The 20,615-nt window shown below is 28.4% G+C and carries 21 protein-coding genes and 1 pseudogene; 18 read left to right on the top strand and 4 right to left on the bottom strand.

From position 1 onward, the window contains the following. The first annotated feature begins 32 nt into the window (after positions 1-32). The 5 genes from ACJDTP_RS19295 (at position 33) to ACJDTP_RS19315 (ending at position 6,436) form a co-directional block, all read left to right on the top strand. Complete coding sequence (locus ACJDTP_RS19295; RefSeq protein WP_406762147.1) at positions 33-275, top strand: AbrB/MazE/SpoVT family DNA-binding domain-containing protein; 243 nt, start codon at positions 33-35, stop codon at positions 273-275. 190 nt (positions 276-465) lie between these two features. Next, positions 466-1,749, top strand: a complete 1,284-nt coding sequence (locus ACJDTP_RS19300) for a DUF5050 domain-containing protein (protein WP_406762148.1) — start codon at positions 466-468, stop codon at positions 1,747-1,749. Between the two features lie 447 nt (positions 1,750-2,196). After that, positions 2,197-2,949 (top strand): phage antirepressor KilAC domain-containing protein, encoded by a 753-nt coding sequence (locus ACJDTP_RS19305; protein WP_406762149.1) that lies wholly within the window; start codon positions 2,197-2,199, stop codon positions 2,947-2,949. A 197-nt stretch (positions 2,950-3,146) separates the two neighbouring features. Beyond that, positions 3,147-5,015 carry a hypothetical protein gene (locus tag ACJDTP_RS19310; RefSeq protein WP_406762150.1) on the top strand — a complete coding sequence of 623 codons (1,869 nt, stop codon included), beginning with the start codon at positions 3,147-3,149 and terminating at the stop codon, positions 5,013-5,015. 47 nt (positions 5,016-5,062) lie between these two features. Beyond that, complete coding sequence (locus ACJDTP_RS19315; protein ID WP_406762151.1) at positions 5,063-6,436, top strand: GumC domain-containing protein; 1,374 nt, start codon at positions 5,063-5,065, stop codon at positions 6,434-6,436. A gap of 219 nt (positions 6,437-6,655) precedes the next feature. Here ACJDTP_RS19315 and ACJDTP_RS19320 read toward each other — a convergent pair whose 3' ends face one another. Both ACJDTP_RS19320 and ACJDTP_RS19325 read right to left on the bottom strand, forming a co-directional pair. After that, positions 6,656-6,874, bottom strand: coding sequence for a DUF2922 domain-containing protein (locus tag ACJDTP_RS19320; protein ID WP_012059376.1), 219 nt, complete (start codon positions 6,872-6,874; stop codon positions 6,656-6,658). 168 nt (positions 6,875-7,042) lie between these two features. After that, positions 7,043-7,267 (bottom strand): DUF1659 domain-containing protein, encoded by a 225-nt coding sequence (locus ACJDTP_RS19325; protein WP_039773565.1) that lies wholly within the window; start codon positions 7,265-7,267, stop codon positions 7,043-7,045. Between the two features lie 229 nt (positions 7,268-7,496). Here ACJDTP_RS19325 and ACJDTP_RS19330 point away from each other — a divergent pair, with 229 nt between their 5' ends. From ACJDTP_RS19330 to ACJDTP_RS19370, 9 genes are all read left to right on the top strand, one after another. Next, positions 7,497-7,631 (top strand): hypothetical protein, encoded by a 135-nt coding sequence (locus ACJDTP_RS19330; protein WP_406762152.1) that lies wholly within the window; start codon positions 7,497-7,499, stop codon positions 7,629-7,631. Between the two features lie 203 nt (positions 7,632-7,834). Then, positions 7,835-9,175 (top strand): RNA polymerase sigma factor, encoded by a 1,341-nt coding sequence (locus ACJDTP_RS19335; RefSeq protein WP_406762182.1) that lies wholly within the window; start codon positions 7,835-7,837, stop codon positions 9,173-9,175. A 91-nt stretch (positions 9,176-9,266) separates the two neighbouring features. Continuing rightward, positions 9,267-10,016: a hypothetical protein gene (locus tag ACJDTP_RS19340; protein WP_406762153.1), complete on the top strand. Its 750-nt coding sequence runs from the start codon at positions 9,267-9,269 to the stop codon at positions 10,014-10,016. Between the two features lie 136 nt (positions 10,017-10,152). After that, positions 10,153-10,779 (top strand): hypothetical protein, encoded by a 627-nt coding sequence (locus ACJDTP_RS19345; RefSeq protein ID WP_406762154.1) that lies wholly within the window; start codon positions 10,153-10,155, stop codon positions 10,777-10,779. 104 nt (positions 10,780-10,883) lie between these two features. Next, a complete protein-coding gene (locus ACJDTP_RS19350) occupies positions 10,884-11,501 on the top strand; it encodes a hypothetical protein (protein WP_103698386.1) in 618 nt (205 codons plus the stop codon). Between the two features lie 67 nt (positions 11,502-11,568). Further along, positions 11,569-11,727: a hypothetical protein gene (locus ACJDTP_RS19355; RefSeq protein ID WP_406762155.1), complete on the top strand. Its 159-nt coding sequence runs from the start codon at positions 11,569-11,571 to the stop codon at positions 11,725-11,727. Between the two features lie 183 nt (positions 11,728-11,910). Continuing rightward, the gene (locus tag ACJDTP_RS19360; RefSeq protein WP_406762156.1) at positions 11,911-12,537 is read left to right on the top strand and encodes a hypothetical protein; all 627 of its coding nucleotides are present in this window, start codon (positions 11,911-11,913) and stop codon (positions 12,535-12,537) included. Positions 12,538-12,687: 150 nt separating this feature from the next. Continuing rightward, on the top strand, positions 12,688-13,521 hold the full coding sequence (locus tag ACJDTP_RS19365) for a hypothetical protein (protein ID WP_406762157.1): 834 nt from the start codon (positions 12,688-12,690) through the stop codon (positions 13,519-13,521). Between the two features lie 207 nt (positions 13,522-13,728). Then, positions 13,729-14,349 carry a hypothetical protein gene (locus tag ACJDTP_RS19370; RefSeq protein ID WP_479723088.1) on the top strand — a complete coding sequence of 207 codons (621 nt, stop codon included), beginning with the start codon at positions 13,729-13,731 and terminating at the stop codon, positions 14,347-14,349. Between the two features lie 306 nt (positions 14,350-14,655). Here the strand turns inward: ACJDTP_RS19370 and ACJDTP_RS19375 are convergent, their stop codons facing one another. Continuing rightward, positions 14,656-14,856, bottom strand: a complete 201-nt coding sequence (locus ACJDTP_RS19375; RefSeq protein WP_406762159.1) for a YvrJ family protein — start codon at positions 14,854-14,856, stop codon at positions 14,656-14,658. Between the two features lie 802 nt (positions 14,857-15,658). On the opposite strand from ACJDTP_RS19375, the gene ACJDTP_RS19380 reads away from it, so the two are divergent. From ACJDTP_RS19380 to ACJDTP_RS19390, 3 genes are all read left to right on the top strand, one after another. Continuing rightward, positions 15,659-16,534: a helix-turn-helix domain-containing protein gene (locus ACJDTP_RS19380; protein ID WP_406762160.1), complete on the top strand. Its 876-nt coding sequence runs from the start codon at positions 15,659-15,661 to the stop codon at positions 16,532-16,534. A gap of 58 nt (positions 16,535-16,592) precedes the next feature. Next, positions 16,593-17,948, top strand: a complete 1,356-nt coding sequence (locus ACJDTP_RS19385; protein ID WP_406762161.1) for an MATE family efflux transporter — start codon at positions 16,593-16,595, stop codon at positions 17,946-17,948. Between the two features lie 173 nt (positions 17,949-18,121). Next, positions 18,122-18,331, top strand: a complete 210-nt coding sequence (locus tag ACJDTP_RS19390) for a hypothetical protein (protein ID WP_406762183.1) — start codon at positions 18,122-18,124, stop codon at positions 18,329-18,331. Positions 18,332-18,439: 108 nt separating this feature from the next. Here ACJDTP_RS19390 and ACJDTP_RS19395 read toward each other — a convergent pair. Continuing rightward, positions 18,440-18,676: pseudogene (locus ACJDTP_RS19395) on the bottom strand (sigma-70 family RNA polymerase sigma factor); the annotation flags it as partial. A 221-nt stretch (positions 18,677-18,897) separates the two neighbouring features. On the opposite strand from ACJDTP_RS19395, the gene ACJDTP_RS19400 reads away from it, so the two are divergent. Beyond that, the gene (locus tag ACJDTP_RS19400) at positions 18,898-20,580 is read left to right on the top strand and encodes an AAA family ATPase (protein ID WP_406762162.1); all 1,683 of its coding nucleotides are present in this window, start codon (positions 18,898-18,900) and stop codon (positions 20,578-20,580) included. Positions 20,581-20,615: the final 35 nt, after the last annotated feature.

Below are 20,615 nucleotides of genomic sequence, written 5' to 3' on the forward strand. Positions count from 1 at the left end.
AAAGAAAAAAATTTGTAGAGGAGAATGTAAAAATGAAAGCATCAGAAATAGTGAGAAAGCTTGACCCACTTGGAAGGATTGTAATACCAAAAGAAATAAGAAAGGTACTAGGAATTAATGATGGAGATTCTATGGAAATAATTAAAGTTGATAATGAGATAGTTGTTAGGAAATATAGTAAAGGCTGCATCTTTTGTGGAAATGATGAAGGGATTTTTAACTTTAAAGATATACTGATTTGTAACGAGTGTAGGGAGGCATTAAAGGGGAATTAATTGAGAAAATTTAAGATGAGTTGATTAAGCTAAGCCATCAAATTTAAATTTTGAATATATAGAGTTGACTTAGTAATAAATAAAAAAGATGTTCTTTGAAAATTTAATAATTCGATGTTTACAATTAGTGCTATAATTGAGTTATATTAGAAAAAGTCATGTGCTAAATAAAATAAATCGGAGAATTAAAATGAAGAGATTAAAATTAAAAAAAGTAATATCTAGTTCATTATTAGTAATTTTAGTATTTGTATTAAATCCAATAGGTGTAAATGCTGAATGGAAACAAGATTCTAATGGATGGTGGAATGCAGAAGGAAATTCATGGTCAGTAGGTTGGAAAGAGATTGATGGAAAGTGGTATTATTTTGGACAAGATGGATATATGAAAATGGGATGGATACAGTATGAAGATAAGTGGTATTACTTAGGTGATGATGGTGCGATGCTTAAAAATGCTACTATTAACGGTTATAAATTAGATTCTGACGGAGTGTTGATTAAATCATCACAAAATGATTCATCAAATGTTGAGTCGAAAGATAAAAATGTAAGTGATGAAACTGAAGTAAGCAATAGAAAACCAATTATCAAAAACGGAAACTATCTATATGAATCTGGTAAGTTATCAAAAGTTAATATTGATGGAACAAATAAAACATACTTTGAGCAGGCATATGGAAGCATTATTGGTGTTTCTGATGGCTGGGTTTACTATGTTGATGAAACTACTGAACACCCTGTCAGTAAAGGTATATACAAAATAAAGGATAATGAGAAAGTTAAGTTAACAAGTGAGGATTATATTGTTGATGCTGTCCTTTATAAAGGGGCAATATATTATGCATTGGGACCTAATATGGCAGAAAATAATACAGTGAAAAGTGGATTATATAAAGTTGATATTGATGGAACTAATAAAGTCCAACTTTCAGATCAAGAGGTTAGTGATATAAATATATATAAAGATTGTATCTATTACAGTGGTTCAAGCTCTGTTACTACTGATAATACAACTACAAGTGAAAATTCAGGTATATTTAAAATGAATACTGATGGTTCAAACAGAATAAAAATCAGTGATCATCATGTTTCATTCTTAAAATTAAGTGGAGAGAATATTTATTTTAGCAATCGTGATGATGGAGGTAAATTATACAAGATTAGTATTAGTGGCACAGATGAAAAAAAATTAAATGATGATATCAGCTGGGATATTCAAGTGGATGGAAATTGGGTATACTATAGTAATAATCCTTACGATGGGCATACGGCTATGATTCTACCACTTGATAAGATGAGAGGAAATATTTATAAAATTACTATTGATGGAATGGATAGAACTAAGATTAATAGTGAGGCAAGTAGGTTATCTGAAGTATTAGATGGGTGGATATATTATAATAATTTGTCCGATAATAAATCGTATAAAATGAAATTAGATGGTAGCAATAAATCAGTTGTGGAATATTAGCATTATTATAATAATTCCGCTAAATAATTGATTGTGTTTTATTATGGTTTTGAAATACAGACTAAAATATATACATGGAATTGTTTATTATAATACTCAATATTCAAACAGTATAAATCGCTAAAAATAAATAGTAAATTGTAAAATCGTATTATTCAAGAAATTGAATTTGCGATTTTTTTTATTCTCGAAGAGATCATATTATTGGACAACTGTGTGGACATTGTGACTCTTGAGGGTATAACCTATGAAAATAGTTATTTAATTTTTGAAAAGATATATGCTGCAATTCATAGTGAATAATTATGGATTAAATCATTGTAAAATTTTTTGAGTGAACAATTATGTGTTAAATGATTGTAAAATTTTTTGAATTTATAATTAAGAATTATTTGAAAAATTATTTTTGAAACATATATATAAAATCTAATAAAGGGGGATAAAAAAATGGAGAGTTTACGAATTTTTAAAGATGAAAGATTTGGAGAAATAAGATGGTTAAAAATTAATAATAAAGATTATGCTGTTGGGATTGACATAGCAAAAGCTTTGGGATATAAAAAGCCTAATGATGCAATTTCAAGGCATTGCAGGGGGTCCGTGAAACACGGAGTAGGGGTAGTTACTGCAAAGAGGAGAGATGGAACAGATGTTATTCAAAATATAGAAATGAGTGTAATTCCAGAAGGGGATATTTACAGGTTAGCAGCCAAATCAGAATTACCTGGAGCAGAGAAATTTGAAGCATGGATTTTTGATGAGGTATTGCCTAGCATACGAAAAACAGGAATATATGCTACAGATGAATTATTAGATAATCCTGACTTACTTATTGCTGCAGCGACCAAGTTAAAAGAAGAGAGAAAAGCAAGGATGGAAGCTGAAAATAAGGTAAAGCTATTAGAGCCTAAAGGACAATTTTATGATGATGTTGCAGGGTCTAAAGACAGCATTGAAGTGGGACATGTTGCAAAGGTTCTTGCTATAAGAGGAATGGGAAGAAATAATTTATTCTCACTCTTAAGAGAAAAGAAAGTTTTAGATAAAAATAATATTCCGTATCAACAGTTTGTAGACTTAGGTTATTTTAGAGTATTGGAGCAAAAATACACGGTACCTAGTGGTGAAACAAAGATAAACATTAAAACAATGGTATTTCAAAAGGGAATAGAGTTTATAAGAAGAAAAATTGGGGAGTAATGAAGTTGTTGTAAGCATGAAGATAATCAATATATATACTATTTTCATGCTTATATTTATAAATTAAATGGGAATTCATCATGATAGGAATTATATTAGGTTTGAAAATTGCGATGTGTAAAGAGGAAAATCAATAGTGTGTGTAAAATATATATAAGTAAAGGAAAAAGTATCAAGCATTTAGGGGAGACGTACTTATGACGAGAGAAAGTAATTTTGAATATGTAAAGGGGACAGATATAGAAGAATGCTACGAAAATTTAAAGAAGGCGGAATTTGTATATCAAAGTTTTCCTGAGGCAACAATTATGTGTTTAAGATCAATAGCGGAAACTGTTTTAATAAAAGTCAGGAATGAATTTTACAAAAGTATAGATAATAGTGGAACTTATTATGGAATAATGGGTGAACTCATAAATGTTTCTGAAGTAAAGTTCTCAAAAGTGTATAGAGAATTTAATATTATAAGACTTAATGGGAATTATGTACTTCATCCTGAGGCTGTAATAGAAGAAGAAACAAAAAGGACGCCCACTGAACTTTTAGAGATTATGCATAACATTCTTATCTGGTATCTTCAAGATATAAAAAATAAAAGTTCTATTGATAGTAGTAAAATCAAGTTTATAAATCCAAATAATTTTAATAATGAAAAAAAAGAATTAACTGAGGTAAAAAAGAAGATTTCAGAAAAGAATAAGAAAATATCTGAATTGAAATTAAAGATAAAGCAGCTTAAGGATTCAGAGAAGGATAAGGCTGATCAGTTATTTAAGTTAAACAAAGAAATAGATAATATAAATGTAGAAAGACTTGAATTAAAAGAAAAAGATGAGTTATTAGAAAAGAAGATTAAAGAGCATGATAAAGAAATAGAGAATATAAAAAAGAAATATAAAATTGAGCTCCAAGAAAAAATTGAGAAATTTAAAAAGGAACATAGAGAATCTGAAAAAGCTTCTAATGAGACTGAATTAGTAGCAGTTAAGAATGAAATTTTAATAAAGAATAATGAAATAGCAGAATTAAAAAGTAAGATAGATGATTTCAAAGAAGAATCTAAGGATAAATTAGAATTACAAAAGGAAATTGAAAAAATAAAAGCTGAAAAAGAAAAACTAGAATCAATGGATTCTATTTTAACTAAAGGGATCAAAGAATATGATATTGAGTTAAAAAGAATTAAGGAGCAGCACCAAAGGGACTTAGATGATAAAATTAATGAGTTAAAAAGTAAAGAAGATACATATTTAAAAGAAAAAGAAGAATTAAATAATATTAGACAAGAAATACATTCAAAAGAAAATGAAATAAATGAACTAAGAGCAAAAGTAGATGAGTTAAGGCAACAGTCTAAAGAAATAAATTTACTTAAAATAAGTATAGATGATTTGCAAAGTGAAAAAGGTTATTTAGAAAATCGTGATAGAATATTAACTAATACGATTCTTGAAAAGGATAAAGAACTAGAAAATATAAAAGAAGCTTATAAAGCTAATGCTGAAAAGATTGAAATATTACGTAAAGAGCGTAATGAATCAAATGCATCACTTAAAAATAAGGAAGAAAAGCTTATTAAGGTTGAAAAAGAGAACTTTGAACTAAAAAGACAACTTAAGGAAATAGAAGAAACAGCTAAAATTGAAGCTATAAAGAGAGATGAAGAGTTAAAGAGAAAAGAAAAAGAACTGCATGAAGGGATAGAAAAATTAAGACAAGCTTATAAAAATTCTTTTGAATTAACCAGGGAGTATCAAGACGTTCTAGAAAAAAGTGAGTATTCCTATGATAGAGAACAAGAAAGATTATTAAATATTCAAAAGACAGATGTTAAGGAAAAATTAGTTGAAGAGGATAAGAGCTTTCATAATAATTTAAATGAATATAGTGAGGGCGTGAGAGAAACTAATGAAAGAATCAGAACCTTTAAGAAGGTATTAAAAGAGAAGAGCATTAAGGAAGGTAAACATGTAGCATTTTATAGAGGCTTTTTAGGATTAGAAGGAGAGCACAGCTTAGAATTTTATATACAATGCTTACGAAGACCAATATTTCCTCAATTTTAATTAGTAAGTCTAAGGAATTACTATCACAATCTAATGAAGATAAGTTCATGGAATTTATACATAAAAAAGCGCGGGAATTGAATCATTTATCAGATGAGGAAGTAAGATTAAAAATTTATTATAGATTAATTAAATTAACTGATATTGAATATAAAAACATTTATGAAAGAAGAAGTTTTGTTGAAACTTTAGATGAAATAGTAAATGCAGGATATTCAATATTAGAAGGAAAAAAAGATTTCAAAAGTGGAGGCTCAAAGTTAGAAGCCATAGGTACATATTATTTAGAAAAAGTACTAGAGGATTTTAAAAATAAATATGATAGTGGAGATATAAAAGTACAGCAGGAATTAATTGATAACATTTATAATAATTTTCAAAGGTTAAGTGAAAAAGCTAAAAAAGAAATTTATGACGAGTTACATTTAAAAAGCACTTCTGAAAGTACAGTTAAAGCAGCTATAAGATCAGCTCCCTTTGTATTTTTATCTACTACTATAACTGTTGGGGGATTTTCAGCATTTAGTGCAGTTTCAAGTATAATTTTCGGAATTTCACATTTACTAGGAACAACTTTTTCATATGGGGTATATACTGGGGCTTCATCATTATTAAGCTTTTTCAGCGGGCCTTTTATGGTAATACTTTTTATTGTAAATGGAGGATTTTTGCTTACTCAACATAAAAAACAGCAATTAGAGTTAGTACCTTTATTTATAATGCAAACCATAATTACTAATGTAGCTATAGAAAAAACAAAAATAAACTTTGATAACTATGATACTATGATTGAATTATGGAAAAGAGAAAAAGGGAATTTTGATAAAATTACCCTACAAAAAAGATTGCAGGAAAATATCTTAAATAATTATACAAAAGAAAGAGATGAACTTGCTGCTAAATCAGAACAAGTGTCTAGGGCTATTAATACATTATGGGAAGAACATGCAAAATATAATTATAAATTTAAAGATATTGTGTTAAGCTCTGATAAAAAAGTATATCTAAATTCATATGCGGAGTATAGCAGCACTATAAATAAATTGGAAATGGTTCAAAAAGAAATAGATGAAACTAAAAACAAGGTAGGAACCTTAAAAAGCATATTTAGTTTAGATATGTGGAAGGGACAATCTTCAAAGCTTGTAAATGAAATGAACATGATAAATATGGAAAAATTATTAGTTGAAGAAGCAAAACAAAGCCAATACTTTAAGGAAGAAAGTGCTTTATTTTCAGAATTGCAGCAAAAGATAGATGTATTAAATGAAATTCAAAACAAAACTAAAGAAAAAATAAAAGATAAAAATAACCTAATCAGCGTTTTGAAAAATAAAGTTAACTTACTCGAAAATGATTTGGTTAAAATAAATTCAGAATATCCGGATATAAATAACGCTGAATTTAGGGCAATTGGATAGTCAGAATAAGGATAGCGAATTCATTTATTTGGCTTATAATAAATATAGATTTGGAGTCATACAGACAGAAGCTAATTACTTTTGTATGTTTCTAAGACAGGCTCGTGATATGAAGAAATAGAACAAACTTGTAAAAATACACCTTAACTCTTAAGAGGTTTCATAAATTTAAGGACTGCAATAAGATAAAAAATATCAATCTTATTGTAGTCCTTATTTTTAAGCTACTTCATATTTAGTAACTTGTCTTTGAGTAACCTGAGCACCGGATTTCTTAACTAGATCTCCAGCCTTAGTTTTAAAAACATTTTTTGAAATTATAGTGTCCATAAGTGCGTTAACTTCATCTTTTGTAAGAGTAGTTTTAACACCAGAAACACTTAAAGTGCTTTTTTCACCAGCAGAAGTTAAAAAAGTCATAGCTAAAGTATATTCCATTTAATTCACCACCTTTCTGTTTAGAGAAGAGCTAAGGAACGGAAACTCCTACTCCTAGTGTCGTAGGAGTAAGCGATTCGCACAAAAGATTTGAGGAAGTTAACTCATATTCAAGAGTTAACTAAGTTAGAATATCCAAATAAAACATTTGGATGCTCACTTATCTGCTTAAGCATTTGCTAAACTAGAAGATTCATTAATAAAGTAATCTCTAGTGTTAGCTTCTAATACACCTTTAATTGCATCTGCAATAGCATAGACATTTTCAGGTGTAGCATCTGTTTTTATACCTGAGAAAGTTTTCTTGGTATAAATTGGGTCCCCAGCTTTATCTAGAGCCTTTTGAACTTCAATACTAAGAGAAACAGAGTCAATAGTTTTAGTTACAGCCATGTTTCATTACCTCCTTTACTTTATTTTCATAAAGGATATATGGATAAATTTTAGTTATTACATAAGTAGATGAAAATTATTTGTGGTTTGAGCAAAAATTTTAAGTATAAGGGAAGCTGAGGAATTTATAAGACGAAAATAATAAAAATTCTATTTATATAAAACCATATTAGATTTCTAGGTATCTAAATAGTGAAAATAAAACAACACCATAAAAGGGAGCATTAAAATGGATAATTATAATAAAGAAAAAAAGTTAATTATAACTATACTTCTCCAAAATTTAATATTTTCTGAAAGCTTATCATATGAGTCAAAAAGAATTATCTACAATAAAATAATTAGTCAGGCTAAAGAGAAGTAAAAATAAATGAGATAAGTTATATATATCAATTAATATAATTTATACAATTAATAAAATATGTACCACTAGTGAAATATATATAGTAAAATGTAATAAATTATGTAAAATACCATAATTAATGGGGGAAATATATCTATGAACAATAATGAATTGGCACATTATGCTGAAAACTTAGGGAAGGGGATATTAGTGCATTTGAAATTATTTATAATGAAACTAATAAACAAGTATATAACTTACTTTACAGTTACACCAAAAATGAACATACAAGTTTTGATTTAATGCAGGAAACATACTTGACTGTAAATAGCAAAATAGGAACTATAAAAGATCCATATGCTATTAAAAGTTGGATAAATAGGATAGCAATTAATAAAGCGAACAGATACTTTGAAAAGAATAAGAAAGAAATTTTATTGTCAGAAGAAGGAAAAGACTTGTTTGAAACTCAATTTGAGGAAGATGAAGAATTCTTACCGCAAGAAATTTTAGATAGTAAAGAAAAGCAAAAAATAATAAAAGATATAATTGATAATTTGCCCATAGAACAAAAAACAGCAGTGTATTTATACTATTTTGATGAATTATCATTATCAGAAGTAGCAGAAGATATGGAATGTTCAGAAGGAACAGTTAAAAGCAGATTAAATTATGCACGAAAGAAGATTAAAGCAGAAGTAGATACCTGGGAGAAAAAAGGAACCAAATTATATGGAACAGGAGTACCAGTATTATTATTACTTCTCCAAAATCAGCTAGGAATTGAACAAATTTCTTTAGATAAAGCTAATATACTACTGAAAGATATAGTTAATGGTATAAGTGGAAGTTCTGTAATTGGAACTGTACATCAAATTTCTAATGCAAGTTTATCAAACAAAATCAGTGGGACAGCAAAAATGACTAAAAAAGTTTTTGGAATTAAATCAGCTATAGCAGGGGTTAGTGCAACAGTTGCAATAGCAGGTGTAATATATGCAAATACAAAACCTGAACCAATAGATAAAAGGGAACATTTTTATATTACATATAGCGAATTAAAAATGGAGGATGGCGTTAGTTCAGTAGATATTCTTGATGGTGACATAGCAATAGCAAATAATCTTCCTGACTATAGCTGTGTAGAAATAATAAGAACAGATTATGATGAAACTGAAGGCGAAGATATTAAAGCAAATGTTGGAAATGGACAAGAAGATATTAAAATAACTGATGTGAATGGAAAACAAGGCAATATAAAATTAGAAAAGATGGATGAATGTCTTTCAATATATACTGAATCTAAAGAAGGAGATAAATTTATTGCATCAAAAGTTTTTACAGACGGAACTATTACTAAAGTTAGCGGATATGATGAAAATATTGTTGGAATTATTAATGAACCAGATAAAAAGCAAATAGAAATTAATCCATTGAAGGAAGGAAATACAACAGTAGAGATAATAGATAATAGTGGATTAAAAGGGGAATTAAATCTAGAAATTACCACCATAGGCAATAATGGAAAACTTTATGTACACCGTCGTATTAAAAAATGCAAATAAAATATTAAAATAATAAAACCAAATAGTAAGTTCAAGTATCTAAATAATGAAAACAAAAATATAAAAACAATTATCAAGGGGGAAATAATCAATGGGAAAAGTAAAATTAACAAAAATAATAGCAAGTTCATTAATAGCAGTTTCGGTATTAGCATTAAATCCAATAGGAGCAAGTGCAGAGTGGAGGAAAGATAATACTGGTTGGTGGTATTCAGAAGGAGATGATTCTTGGGCTATAGGTTGGAGAAATATAGATGGAAAATACTATAATTTTGATTATAGTGGCTATATGCAAGCTAATACTATAGTTGATGGTAATACATTAGATGCTAGTGGAGCAGTAATTAAAACTGGTACAGGAACATTATCAAGGGAAGATTTTAATTTTGAAGGAACTGATACAACTAATTCATTAAAAGGATATAAAAATATAATTGATTGGTTTTATGCTAATGATTACGTAAAAGGCTGGGGATGTTATTTAAGTCAAAAAGATTCTGAGTATGGGAAAGATAAAAGTCAAACAAGCAAAGGAATTAAAATTGGTAGTTCATTAAGTGAAGTATTAGTTGCTTATGGAAATACAGAAATTAAAAATGTAACAAGCGGTGATATGCTTTACATGTATGCGGATTGGAAGTCAGATCCTGAGAAAAAATGTGTAACATATTCATATTATGAAGGAATAACAAGATTTAATATTAGATTTTATTTTGATTCTGCTGATAAGTTGGTTGTTATAGCGTATACGGTAAATGAAAGTACTTTTCCACAAGGAATAGATATGGCTCAGCAATTAACTAATCAATATAGAGCTAAAATAAAAACTCTATCTAAGTAAATTTAGATACACTAATTAATGTAAGTATTTTTATTTGGTAATTTATTGATAGCATTTTTTATAGAGTTTAAATCTAAGTAAGATTTACTCAATACTTTTTAGCGTTGAGTAAATTCGTAACAGGGGAGAAATAATAATGATTAAAAATAATTTAGTAAAAACAATATCTTTAACAATTATAGCAATGTCTTTAGCAGTATCTAATTCGATTTATGCTAATGCAGAAGATAACGTTAATATTGAAAAAGCAAAAGCTGAAATAGTACGAGGGATTAATCCTACTCTTGAAAATGGTCTAAGTCTAACGACAGACGATCTTGAATTTGAAGAGGAAACAACAGTAAAAAAACATTTCGATTACGAAGATACTAAGATTAATCTTATAGATGAAAAAATATATAATTTCAAAAATAAACAATACATTAAAAATCATTATTATTATGGATTAAATTCAAAATGTATTTATAACGAATATAGAGGTACTGGTGGTGGAAGTTTAACTGTATTAAAGGATGGAAATATATATGCAGAATTTGAGTTTTGTGGAGGTAACTATAGTGGGCAACATGGATGGTTCGGGACTAATGGCTGGTCTCAAGATGCGAATTATCCATATTGGTACTACTTTAAAAATGGAATAGTTCAAACTGGTTGGATTTATGATAATGGCAAATGGTATTATTGCTATAGTAATGGAGAAATGGCACATGATACAACAATAGCTGGATATCAATTAGGTGCTGATGGTGCTTGGATTCAATAGTAAATGCAAGAATTAAGAGAATAAGTGATGAAAAATTGAGATTAACTGAATGATATAAAAAGTGAGTAAATGTAAAGTATTGTATGAGTAAAGGGGAATAATTAATGAAAACTATGAAATTAACAAAGATAATAGCTAATTTATTATTAGCATCTTCACTAATCACATTAATGCCATTAGAAGCTCAAGCAGAAACAGTAAGCAAGCAATCAGGGAAAGTAATTGAGAATACAAAGTCAGATAAAAAAGGAGAATGGATAAGTGTAAAAAATTCATATACATACAATCGATGGTATAGAATAGGTGATTCTTGGGCTACTGGGTGGCAAAAGATAGATGGAAATTGGTATTATTTCAATTCAGATGGCTCTCCAGCAGTAGCTACACCAGAGCGAGGGAGTAGTTGGAAGCAAATAGACGGAAAGTGGTATAGCTTTGGTGCAAATGGAATTATGAAATCTAATTCAATAATAGTTGATTATCCTGATGAATATTATGTTGGAGCAGATGGAGCACTAACTCAAATGCCTACAAGCGGATGGGTAAAAAAACAGAATGCTCTTTTTGATAATTGGAGGTATAGGATAGATAATGCATGGGCAAAAGGATGGCAACTAATAGATGGAAAATGGTACTATTTCTATGTGAGTGGAGATATGATGACTAATTGTACTAAAGATGGATATCGTGCAGGAGAAGATGGTGTATGCGTACCAGTTTAAAGTGTGAACTATATAAACAGGGTTATATAATTATTTAACTAATTGCAATAATTTAGAAAACTTAGCAATGAGTTTTGATCAAGTAACTGATTTTTCTGCTTTTGAAAAATTAAATAATTTAAAGAAAATTTATATAATGGATTCAAAGGAAGAAGAAAAAGATTTTCAAGAAAATATTAAAAAATATTTAAAATCAGATGATGTCAAATTTGGCTACTTTGATTAGATATCGGATTTTGTTGATTTGAAATTAAAGAATAATCATTTTTGAAAAAGTATATTCATGCATGGATGATGAAGGTGTATATGGAAAGCTTGGTTATTATGAAAATGGACAGACTGTTACTTAGTTATCCATGTAATAATTAAGTAAGAAAACAAAATAATGATGTTAAAGGGGAAATAATTAATGAAAACTACAAAATTAACAAAAATAATAGCAGGTTCATTAATTGCGCTTTCAGTATTGGCATTAAACCCAATAGGAGCAAGTGCGCAGTGGAGAAAAAATTCTACAGGTTGGTGGTACTCAGAAGGTAGCTCATATGCTAAAGGATTGACACAGATAGATGGAAAAAGTTATTATTTTGATTCTAATGGTTATATGAAAACTGGATGGATAAATGATAGAAATAAATATTATGATAATTGGTATTATTGCTATAGTAATGGTGAGATGGCGAAAGATACAGTAATTGATGGATATGTTATTGGAATATATGGAGAATGGGTAGAAGGTGTAACAAAAGATGAAGTTGAACAATATAAGAAATTAATTTATGAAAAGATGGATATTAAATCTAATCAGGAAGTAAAAGTTAATTCATCCGGGAAAAACATGAGTATTGATTGGTATAAAGATTTTCATATAAATGATGGTATTTGTTTTAAACTTATAGAAACTCCACAAGATTATGAGCCTAGCACAATTTTTATTGACAAGGATAATAATAAGGTTTATGAACTAGATGGTGGGAGAAATTTGGTGGAATGGAGTAATAAGGAGAGAATAAAGAATTTTAAATATACTGACTAATCTTACAATACTATATTACAAACATATCTAATTAAGTCCTAGTGGATATATAGTTGCTTTTACGGCATTAAATCTAAGTTTTAAGTTATATTAAAATAGAAACCTGACTTTATTATAAAAGAAGGTTAACGTGAGTAAGGAGGATAATTCATGAAAAGATTAAAGTTAACAAAAATAATAGCAAGTTCATTAATTACAGTTTCAGTATTAGCATTAAATCCAATAGGAGCAAGTGCACAGTGGAAACAAGATTCTAAAGGCTGGTGGGATTCAGAAGGAAGCAGCTGGTCTAAGGGATGGAAGGATATAAACGGTAAATGGTATCACTTTGATTATGATACTGGGTATATGAAGCATGATGAAATTGTAGAAGGTTATTATGTGGATTCTAATGGAGTTTATGTAAATAATCCATCTGAAGAAATAAAAGAATATGCAAAAATAATTAAAAGTGATGATTGGTACGATAGAATAACTAACGGCATGAAATGGCAGAGAGGGTTTACTGCTAATAGTATGATAGAAGTAAATGCTCCACTAAGAGGAATAGTTATAGATTTAAATAATGATGGTATTAAAGAAATGGTAGTAACAAATCAATCTCAATTTTCATTAAAGATAGTGAATTATAACAAAGGAGATATCAGCATACTAAGTGATCCTAATGATAGTTATCCTGAATATTCTGGCTATAGTAAATCAGATAATGTATTTTTTGTCTATAGTTACTGTTATGGAAGTAAAGTGATTAGAGGATATAAGTTAGAGGATAATAAATTGAAAGAAGTATATTTTTACTACGATTCTACCAAAGATCATACTGGTGGCCCACATAAAGGTTATTTTATAAGTGAAGAAGATTATACAAATAACAAAAGTGTTTCTAAAGATGAATATTATAATGCACTTGAAAAATTATATGAAAAGTTAGATAGTGAAGGTCAAAGTAAAGTTGCACCACTTTTAGAAGATTTAAGTAAGTAGTGATTTAGGACTAGCTATAAAGTTTAGAGTATTAATGAAGTGATAAAAAGGGGAATAATTTATATGAAAAAAATGATTGCAAGTGCATTAATAGTAGCTTCAGTATTAGCATTAAATCCAATAGGTGCAAGTGCGCAGTGGAAAAGCGATTCTAAAGGTTAGTGGTATACAGAAGGTAATTCATATGCTAAAAATTGTTGGAGCTTAATAGATGGAAAATGGTATTATTTTGATTATGATGGTTATATGCTGCATGACATAATTATTGATGGATACTATTTAAATTCAAATGGAGCATATATTAATGAGCCTTCAGAAGAAATAAAGAAATATGAGAGTTTATTAAGTGATAAAGATTGGATTAAAAAAACTACAAATACAACTTCAATATATAACCCTATAATTTTGGATATAAATCAAGATGGTACTTCAGAGATGTTATTTAACTCAGAGTGTGGTTTGGGATTAGCTGGGGAATCATTATTTGTAGTTACATATGATAATGGAAATGTTAATGTAGAACAAATAGAAAATTCTCATGGTGATTATTATGGATATAGTAGTTCAGAGAAAGTATTTTTTATTTGTGGTGGAAATCAAGGAAATAATTATGCCAGAGGATATAAATTAGAAAATAGTAAATGCAAAGAAGTATATTCATGTTGGGATAATGCAGGTAGATTTATAAATGGAGATGCAACTTATTATGTAAATGGACAGGAAGTTTCTAAAGATGAATATGATTCTTCATTAAAAAGGTTTGGAAAAATAGATAAAGGGCAAGGCGCAGAGGGAATAGTGACAGCCAATATGGATGAGTTTGAATAATAATTAGCTGCATCATAAATGAAAAAGGTGCAAGCTGTAACAAGGCATTAGACTAATCCTTCATTTGGATGACCGATGGCGCATAAGGCTTCACTTATATTGGATAAATTACTTAAGTATGGTGACATTAAAGATACAAATGATGAATTTGAACTTAATCTGGAAGAATAGATTAATAGGATATAATTAAACAAGTTTAAATGCAATAAACATTGAAAATTAATGAAGTTCCCCCCCAATGTTAGACATATGATACACTCATATTTAATATTTGGAGGGCACTTTATAATGTTTATTGCATTTTTCTTAAGCTACGTTATGAGAATCATCATTAGGACTATCAGTATCAATAGCTACTCCAAGTTTAGCTGATATTATAGTATTTAACCTATTAATTGATGAGGATAAGTTATCAATTTGTCTTTCTAAGCGTATTAGCAAATATGCTGCTACAGCTATAGCAAAGCTATTGTTAACCATAAGATTAATTAAATCAGTTACCTGCATATATATCCACCTCCTTTTAATGGATATATGAATGTACTAAGCTACTAAGCAATAGGGCGCAAGAATTTTCATAAGGCTTTGTAAAATTTAGAGAGATATTTAAAACAAGCTCAAAACATTTAGTCAATATTCTTATATGGTAAAGAATATATATTCTCCACCATATTTATTCTTCAGAATACTAGAATATATATTCTGATATTCTAATAGTCTGAAGAATATGCTGGAATAATGCGGGTTTGAAGGCTGTTGGCTTAAAAAAGTTCGATTTTTATGTGGTTTAAGATAGGAAAATACGTCTTAAATATTAGTGGAGAAAAATTTTAATCGCGTAATAAAATTATAGAGTGTGTTTGTTAAATGATTAGGAGTGAAATAAGAATTGAATTAAAAAAGAGAGAAGACTTTTGTAAAAAATAGATGGATCTGTAATATTTATTATAGCCTTTGGATTGATAGCGATGGTTATTTTTTCAATAAACGTAGGTTACTTATTGTGATTACATTACATTTGATGGGGGAGGGCTTGGGATAATGAAAACAGTTTTGAAATTTGATTAACATGTATATTATTAAAACAGTAAATTGCAGTTTGGGAAAATATAGGAAAAATAATGAAAAATTGTAGTATAATAATGATATGATATTCTAGTACTATTCTGCGAAAAACATAGGTACTTTTTTTTCTCTAAGATAGGGTAATTATATCCATCAAATCTAGAAAAGGCAACATTGGTAGCTTTAAGCTTTATGTCATATAAGCTTAGATCAAGTAATTAAGAAAAATCTATGAGGTGATGTTATGAATACAAAGAATTATGTTTTGGATGCAATTGAATATTTAGAAAAACACTTGCTGGAGGGAGTTTCATTAGAACAACTTGCGAAGCAGTTTAATTTTTCTAAATTTCACTATGCTAGATTATTCAAAGCAGTGTTGGGAGAGAATATTGGAGATTATCAAATGAAGCGTAGGCTTACAATTGCAGCGATGAGCTTATTAGAGACAAGAGATAGTATATTGAATATAGCTATAATGTGTGGATATAGTTCTCAGGAAAGTTTTACCCGTATGTTTAAGGCATATTTTGGTATTACACCAAAGGATTATCGTAACAATAAGATTGAATATTTAAATTTATATAAATATTCAATTACACAGGAAGACATCGAGAGGGTGATGTCATATGGAACAGCAACAGAATATGAAATAATACATAAAAATTCTTTTGAGATAACAGGATTATTGTATCATGGGGATAATAAAAAACATGATGTTGCACGTATTTTTAATCAAACTGCTCAAAAAGTGCAATTGGATAAAATATATAATCAAATTGATGGGGTTTACGGATTGGATTTTTGTAAAAATGAAGAAGTGAGGGGGTATGAGTTCGATTTTATCGCTGGAATTGATAGTCGATATTTTAGTCAGATTGACAGGAAAGATGCTGAATTAGTACATAAATATATACCGGAGAATGATTATGCAGTATATTCCTTAACAAATATAATCGAAAAGATACAGATTCAGATACAGAGAAACTGGTTTAGCTTACTTAATGATGAATTGTATGTCCCATGCGATAATTACGCATATGAGTTTTATCCCAATGGTTTTGTACCTAATCAAAAAAATATTGATGCATATCTTTTTATTCCGATAACAGCAAGATAGGTCAAAAAATCTTTTACGCGGATTGTTATAATAAAGAAAAGTAAGAGGAGGTAATAATATGACTGAACTTGAAAATTTTATTCTGGAAGGTAGTATCAAAAAATTACTCTTTAAGTTTTCTATTCCTGCTATAAGTGTATTTTTAGCTAATGTATTATATAACATTATTGATGCAATTTTTATAGGTAATCAGCCTAATGGTAGCTTAGGAATTGCAGCTTTAACTATAGTCTTTCCTATTCAGCAAATAATACTGGCGCTTTCTCAAATGATAGGAGTTGGAATTGCTTCTATAACTTCTAGAAGTCTTGGAGCAGGAGATAAACTAAGAGCAGAAAAGGCTGTGGGGACCGCATTAACATCCTCTGTTTTATTAGGAATTTTAATTATGGTTATAGGACTCGTTTTCATAAGACCTATGTTATATATCTTTGGTTCCTTAGAAAATATACTACCTTATGCTGTAACATTCTTTAGAATTACTTTGTATTGCAGTGTTTTTTTCGTTTTTAGTATTGTTGCTAATAGCATCATACAATCAGAAGGACATGCTAATATTGCTATGATAAGCATGATAATAGGACCTGTAATTAATATTCCATTAGATTATATATTGGTTACAAGACTTCAATATGGTATAAAAGGAGCTGCCATTGCTACAGACATTTCGCAAATAATATGTTTCATATTTTTACTAGTATACATCTGTTTGAATAGCAAAATTTTAGGGGTGAAAGTTAAAAATTTAACAATTAATATAAAGTTATTAAAGGAAGCCATTTCCTTAGGATTATCTACGTTTATGACTCAACTGGCTTATGGAATTCTAGCCATAGTATTAAATAATTCATTAAAAGTTTATGGCGGATCTGACTTATATGTTTCTGCAATTGGTATATATAATCGTGTATTCGGGTTTATTACCATTACTATGTATGGAATTAGACAAGCCCTTCAGCCTATTATAGGATTTAATTATGGTGCTAAAAAATTCGATAGAGTAAAACAAAGCTTAAAGCTTGCAATTTTAGCATCAGTTATAATTTCATTGGCATTTTTAATTATAATTATTGGTTTTACAAATAAAATAGCGGGTGCTTTTACATCTGATAATGGATTAATAGTACTGACAGTTCCTATTTTAAGAGCAATGATATTTATGAGTCCTTTAGTAGGTGTTCAAGTAATTGCTTCAAGCTTTTTTCAGTATATTGGAAAACCTAAGCCTGCATTATTTTTATCAATAATGAAACCATTTTTGTTTCTAATACCATTAATTTTAATAATTCCAATATTTCTTAAAATCACTGGTATTTTTGTATCTGTTCCATTAGCTGATTTTCTTGCTGCAATGATATCTTTAATTTTTATATATCGTGAGATAAAAAAGATGAATAAATTAAACTTAATTTAAGGAGAAAATAAAAATTCACATTCCAAGCTTTGTTGATATTATGGTATTAAGTTTATTGTTGAAGCCCTTAATCCATTAATTTGTTTTCTATTGAGTACCGCCTTCATTTACAATGTGATTATGGTAATAATCTATAGCAATATCAACTATTGTGCTGACACATATGCTAATGTCTGGATGAATGCTTTTTAATTTCATTTACAGCTTTAGCAATTAGAAATTCTACTTTTCAGGATGAGTTAAAATGTTCTTTGTTAGAGAATGGGATACTAGATAAATGTCAGGGGTGTAGTCTTAGATATATTTGTGATGGAATTGATGAAGTGGTTGATAGCTATGTGGAAGAAACTACTGAGGTTATAAATAATTTTAGTTTTGAATAAAGTGTATATTTAATATTTAAAACTATTGGAATATAATATAAATCACATTGTAATAATAACAGCTCCAAGGATAAAAAAATTAACCTTGAAGCTGTTAGACGTTTAGCTTTAATAATAAAATGAAATATTATTGTGAATTTTCCTTAGAATATTTTTCTTTCTTACAATAGCAGTAGAATAACACATATTTTTTATATGGGCATAATCCAGAACTGTATAATTTTTAAAGAATACAAAATCTATAAGTTCTTTCCCATCTTTAGTTAAATTTTTTAGAGCTAGCCTTAAGTCCTCATAATCACACATTTCACATAATGAAGTTTCAGGAGAGATTTCTTGCGATGGGATAACAGTAGCGGAGGTAACTAAAGATGAAGATAAGTTTCTTGATGACGTCTCTACGTATTTAACTGAATAAGGAAAATATATTAGGAAATAAAGAATAAAAAATCGCTTTAGTGTTTTTATTAGTCTCGTGATTACTTCTTTTAATAATATATAAAATTGGATATAATAAAAATAGTATATAGCAAGAGGAAATTGGTGAGGAGAAAAGGGGTAATAAAATGAGAAAAAATATACAGATTGGAGCATCTGATTTTAAAGAATTAATAGAAGGAAATAATTTTTTTGTAGATAAGAGTTTATTAATAAAAGAATTTATAGAAAATGGAGCAAAAATTATCTTAACACCAAGACCAAGAAGGTTTGGAAAAACCCTGAATTTAAGTATGTTAAGATATTTTTTTGATATAAGAACCAAAGATGATACCAAAGATTTATTTAAAAACTTAAAAATAGAAAATGAAAAAGAGATAATGAAGCTTCAAGGGCAGTATCCAGTTATTTTTATTACTTTTAAAAATCAAAAACATATTTCATTTGAAGACTTTCAAGATGGAATTAAGGTGCTATTATCTAACTTATATAAAGAACATGAGTATTTGTTAGATAGTAATAAGTTATCAGAATTTGATAAAAATGATTTTAAAGAAATGATTTCAAGAAAAGCTTCAATAGGTGTTTTATATGAGGGCATAAGCAATCTTATGGGATATATGAATAAGCATTATGGCAAAAAGGTAATGCTATTTATAGATGAATATGATGTGCCAATTCAAGAAGGATATTTGCGTGGTTACTACGATAATATGATTGTATCAATAAGAAATTTATTAACTTCAGCACTTAAAGATAATCCATATGTTGAAAAATCACTAATAACAGGAATACTTAGAGTTGCAAAAGAAAGTATTTTTTCAGGACTTAATAATTTAGAGGTAAATACTATTTTAAGATATAATTTTAATGATAAATTTGGTTTTACAGAAAATGAAGTTTTTGATTTAGCTAATTATTATGAGGCAGTGGAAAAGATTGAAAATATTAAGAAATGGTATAATGGATATGTTTTTGCTGGAGAAGTAGTTTATAATCCATGGTCAGTATTGAATTATTTAAAAAATATTAAAGAAGGCTTTATGCCGTATTGGATTAATAGTAGCAACAATGATTTGATTAAAAAATTATTAATTAAAGGCGATAAAAACATGAAACTTGAACTAGAAGATCTTATTGAAGGAAAATCTATAAATAAGGTGATTGATGACAGTATAGTAATGTCAGAAGTTGAAGATTCTAATGATAATATTTGGAGTTTTTTGCTTTTAAGCGGGTATTTAAAAGCTGTAAAGACAAAAAATATAAGAGGTAGATTAAACTGTGAACTTAAAATTCCTAATGAAGAAGTTCATATATTTTATGAAAATTTAATTAAAAAGTGGTTTAATGAAACTATGACTAATGAAAAATATGAACTGATGTTAAATATGCTTATAAATGGTGAAATAGAAATATTTTCGGGAATATTTAAGCAGTTTGTAATAAATAATTTAAGTTACTTTGATGTATCAGGAACTGAACCAGAACGGGTTTATCATGCTTTTGTACTTGGAATGCTGATATCACTTTCGGATAAATATGAAGTTAAATCTAATAAAGAAAGTGGATATGGACGATACGATGTTATGCTAATTCCAAAGGACATTTCTAAAATAGGAATTGTCATTGAATTTAAGAAAATAGATGATTTTTTAAAGACAACAATAGAAGAGGGAAGCAAGGCAGCCTTAAAGCAAATAGAAGACATGAAATATTCACAGGAGCTTGAAAGCCGTGGAGTAAAAAATATAATAAAGCTTGCAATTGTATTCAAAGGAAAAGAAATTGAGATTACTCAGGCACCTTAAAATGGAAATCCTAGATTAATATAGAAGCAATGAGA

Source organism: Candidatus Clostridium helianthi (assembly GCF_045310795.1).
In the GTDB taxonomy this organism is placed as follows: domain Bacteria; phylum Bacillota; class Clostridia; order Clostridiales; family Clostridiaceae; genus Clostridium; species Clostridium helianthi.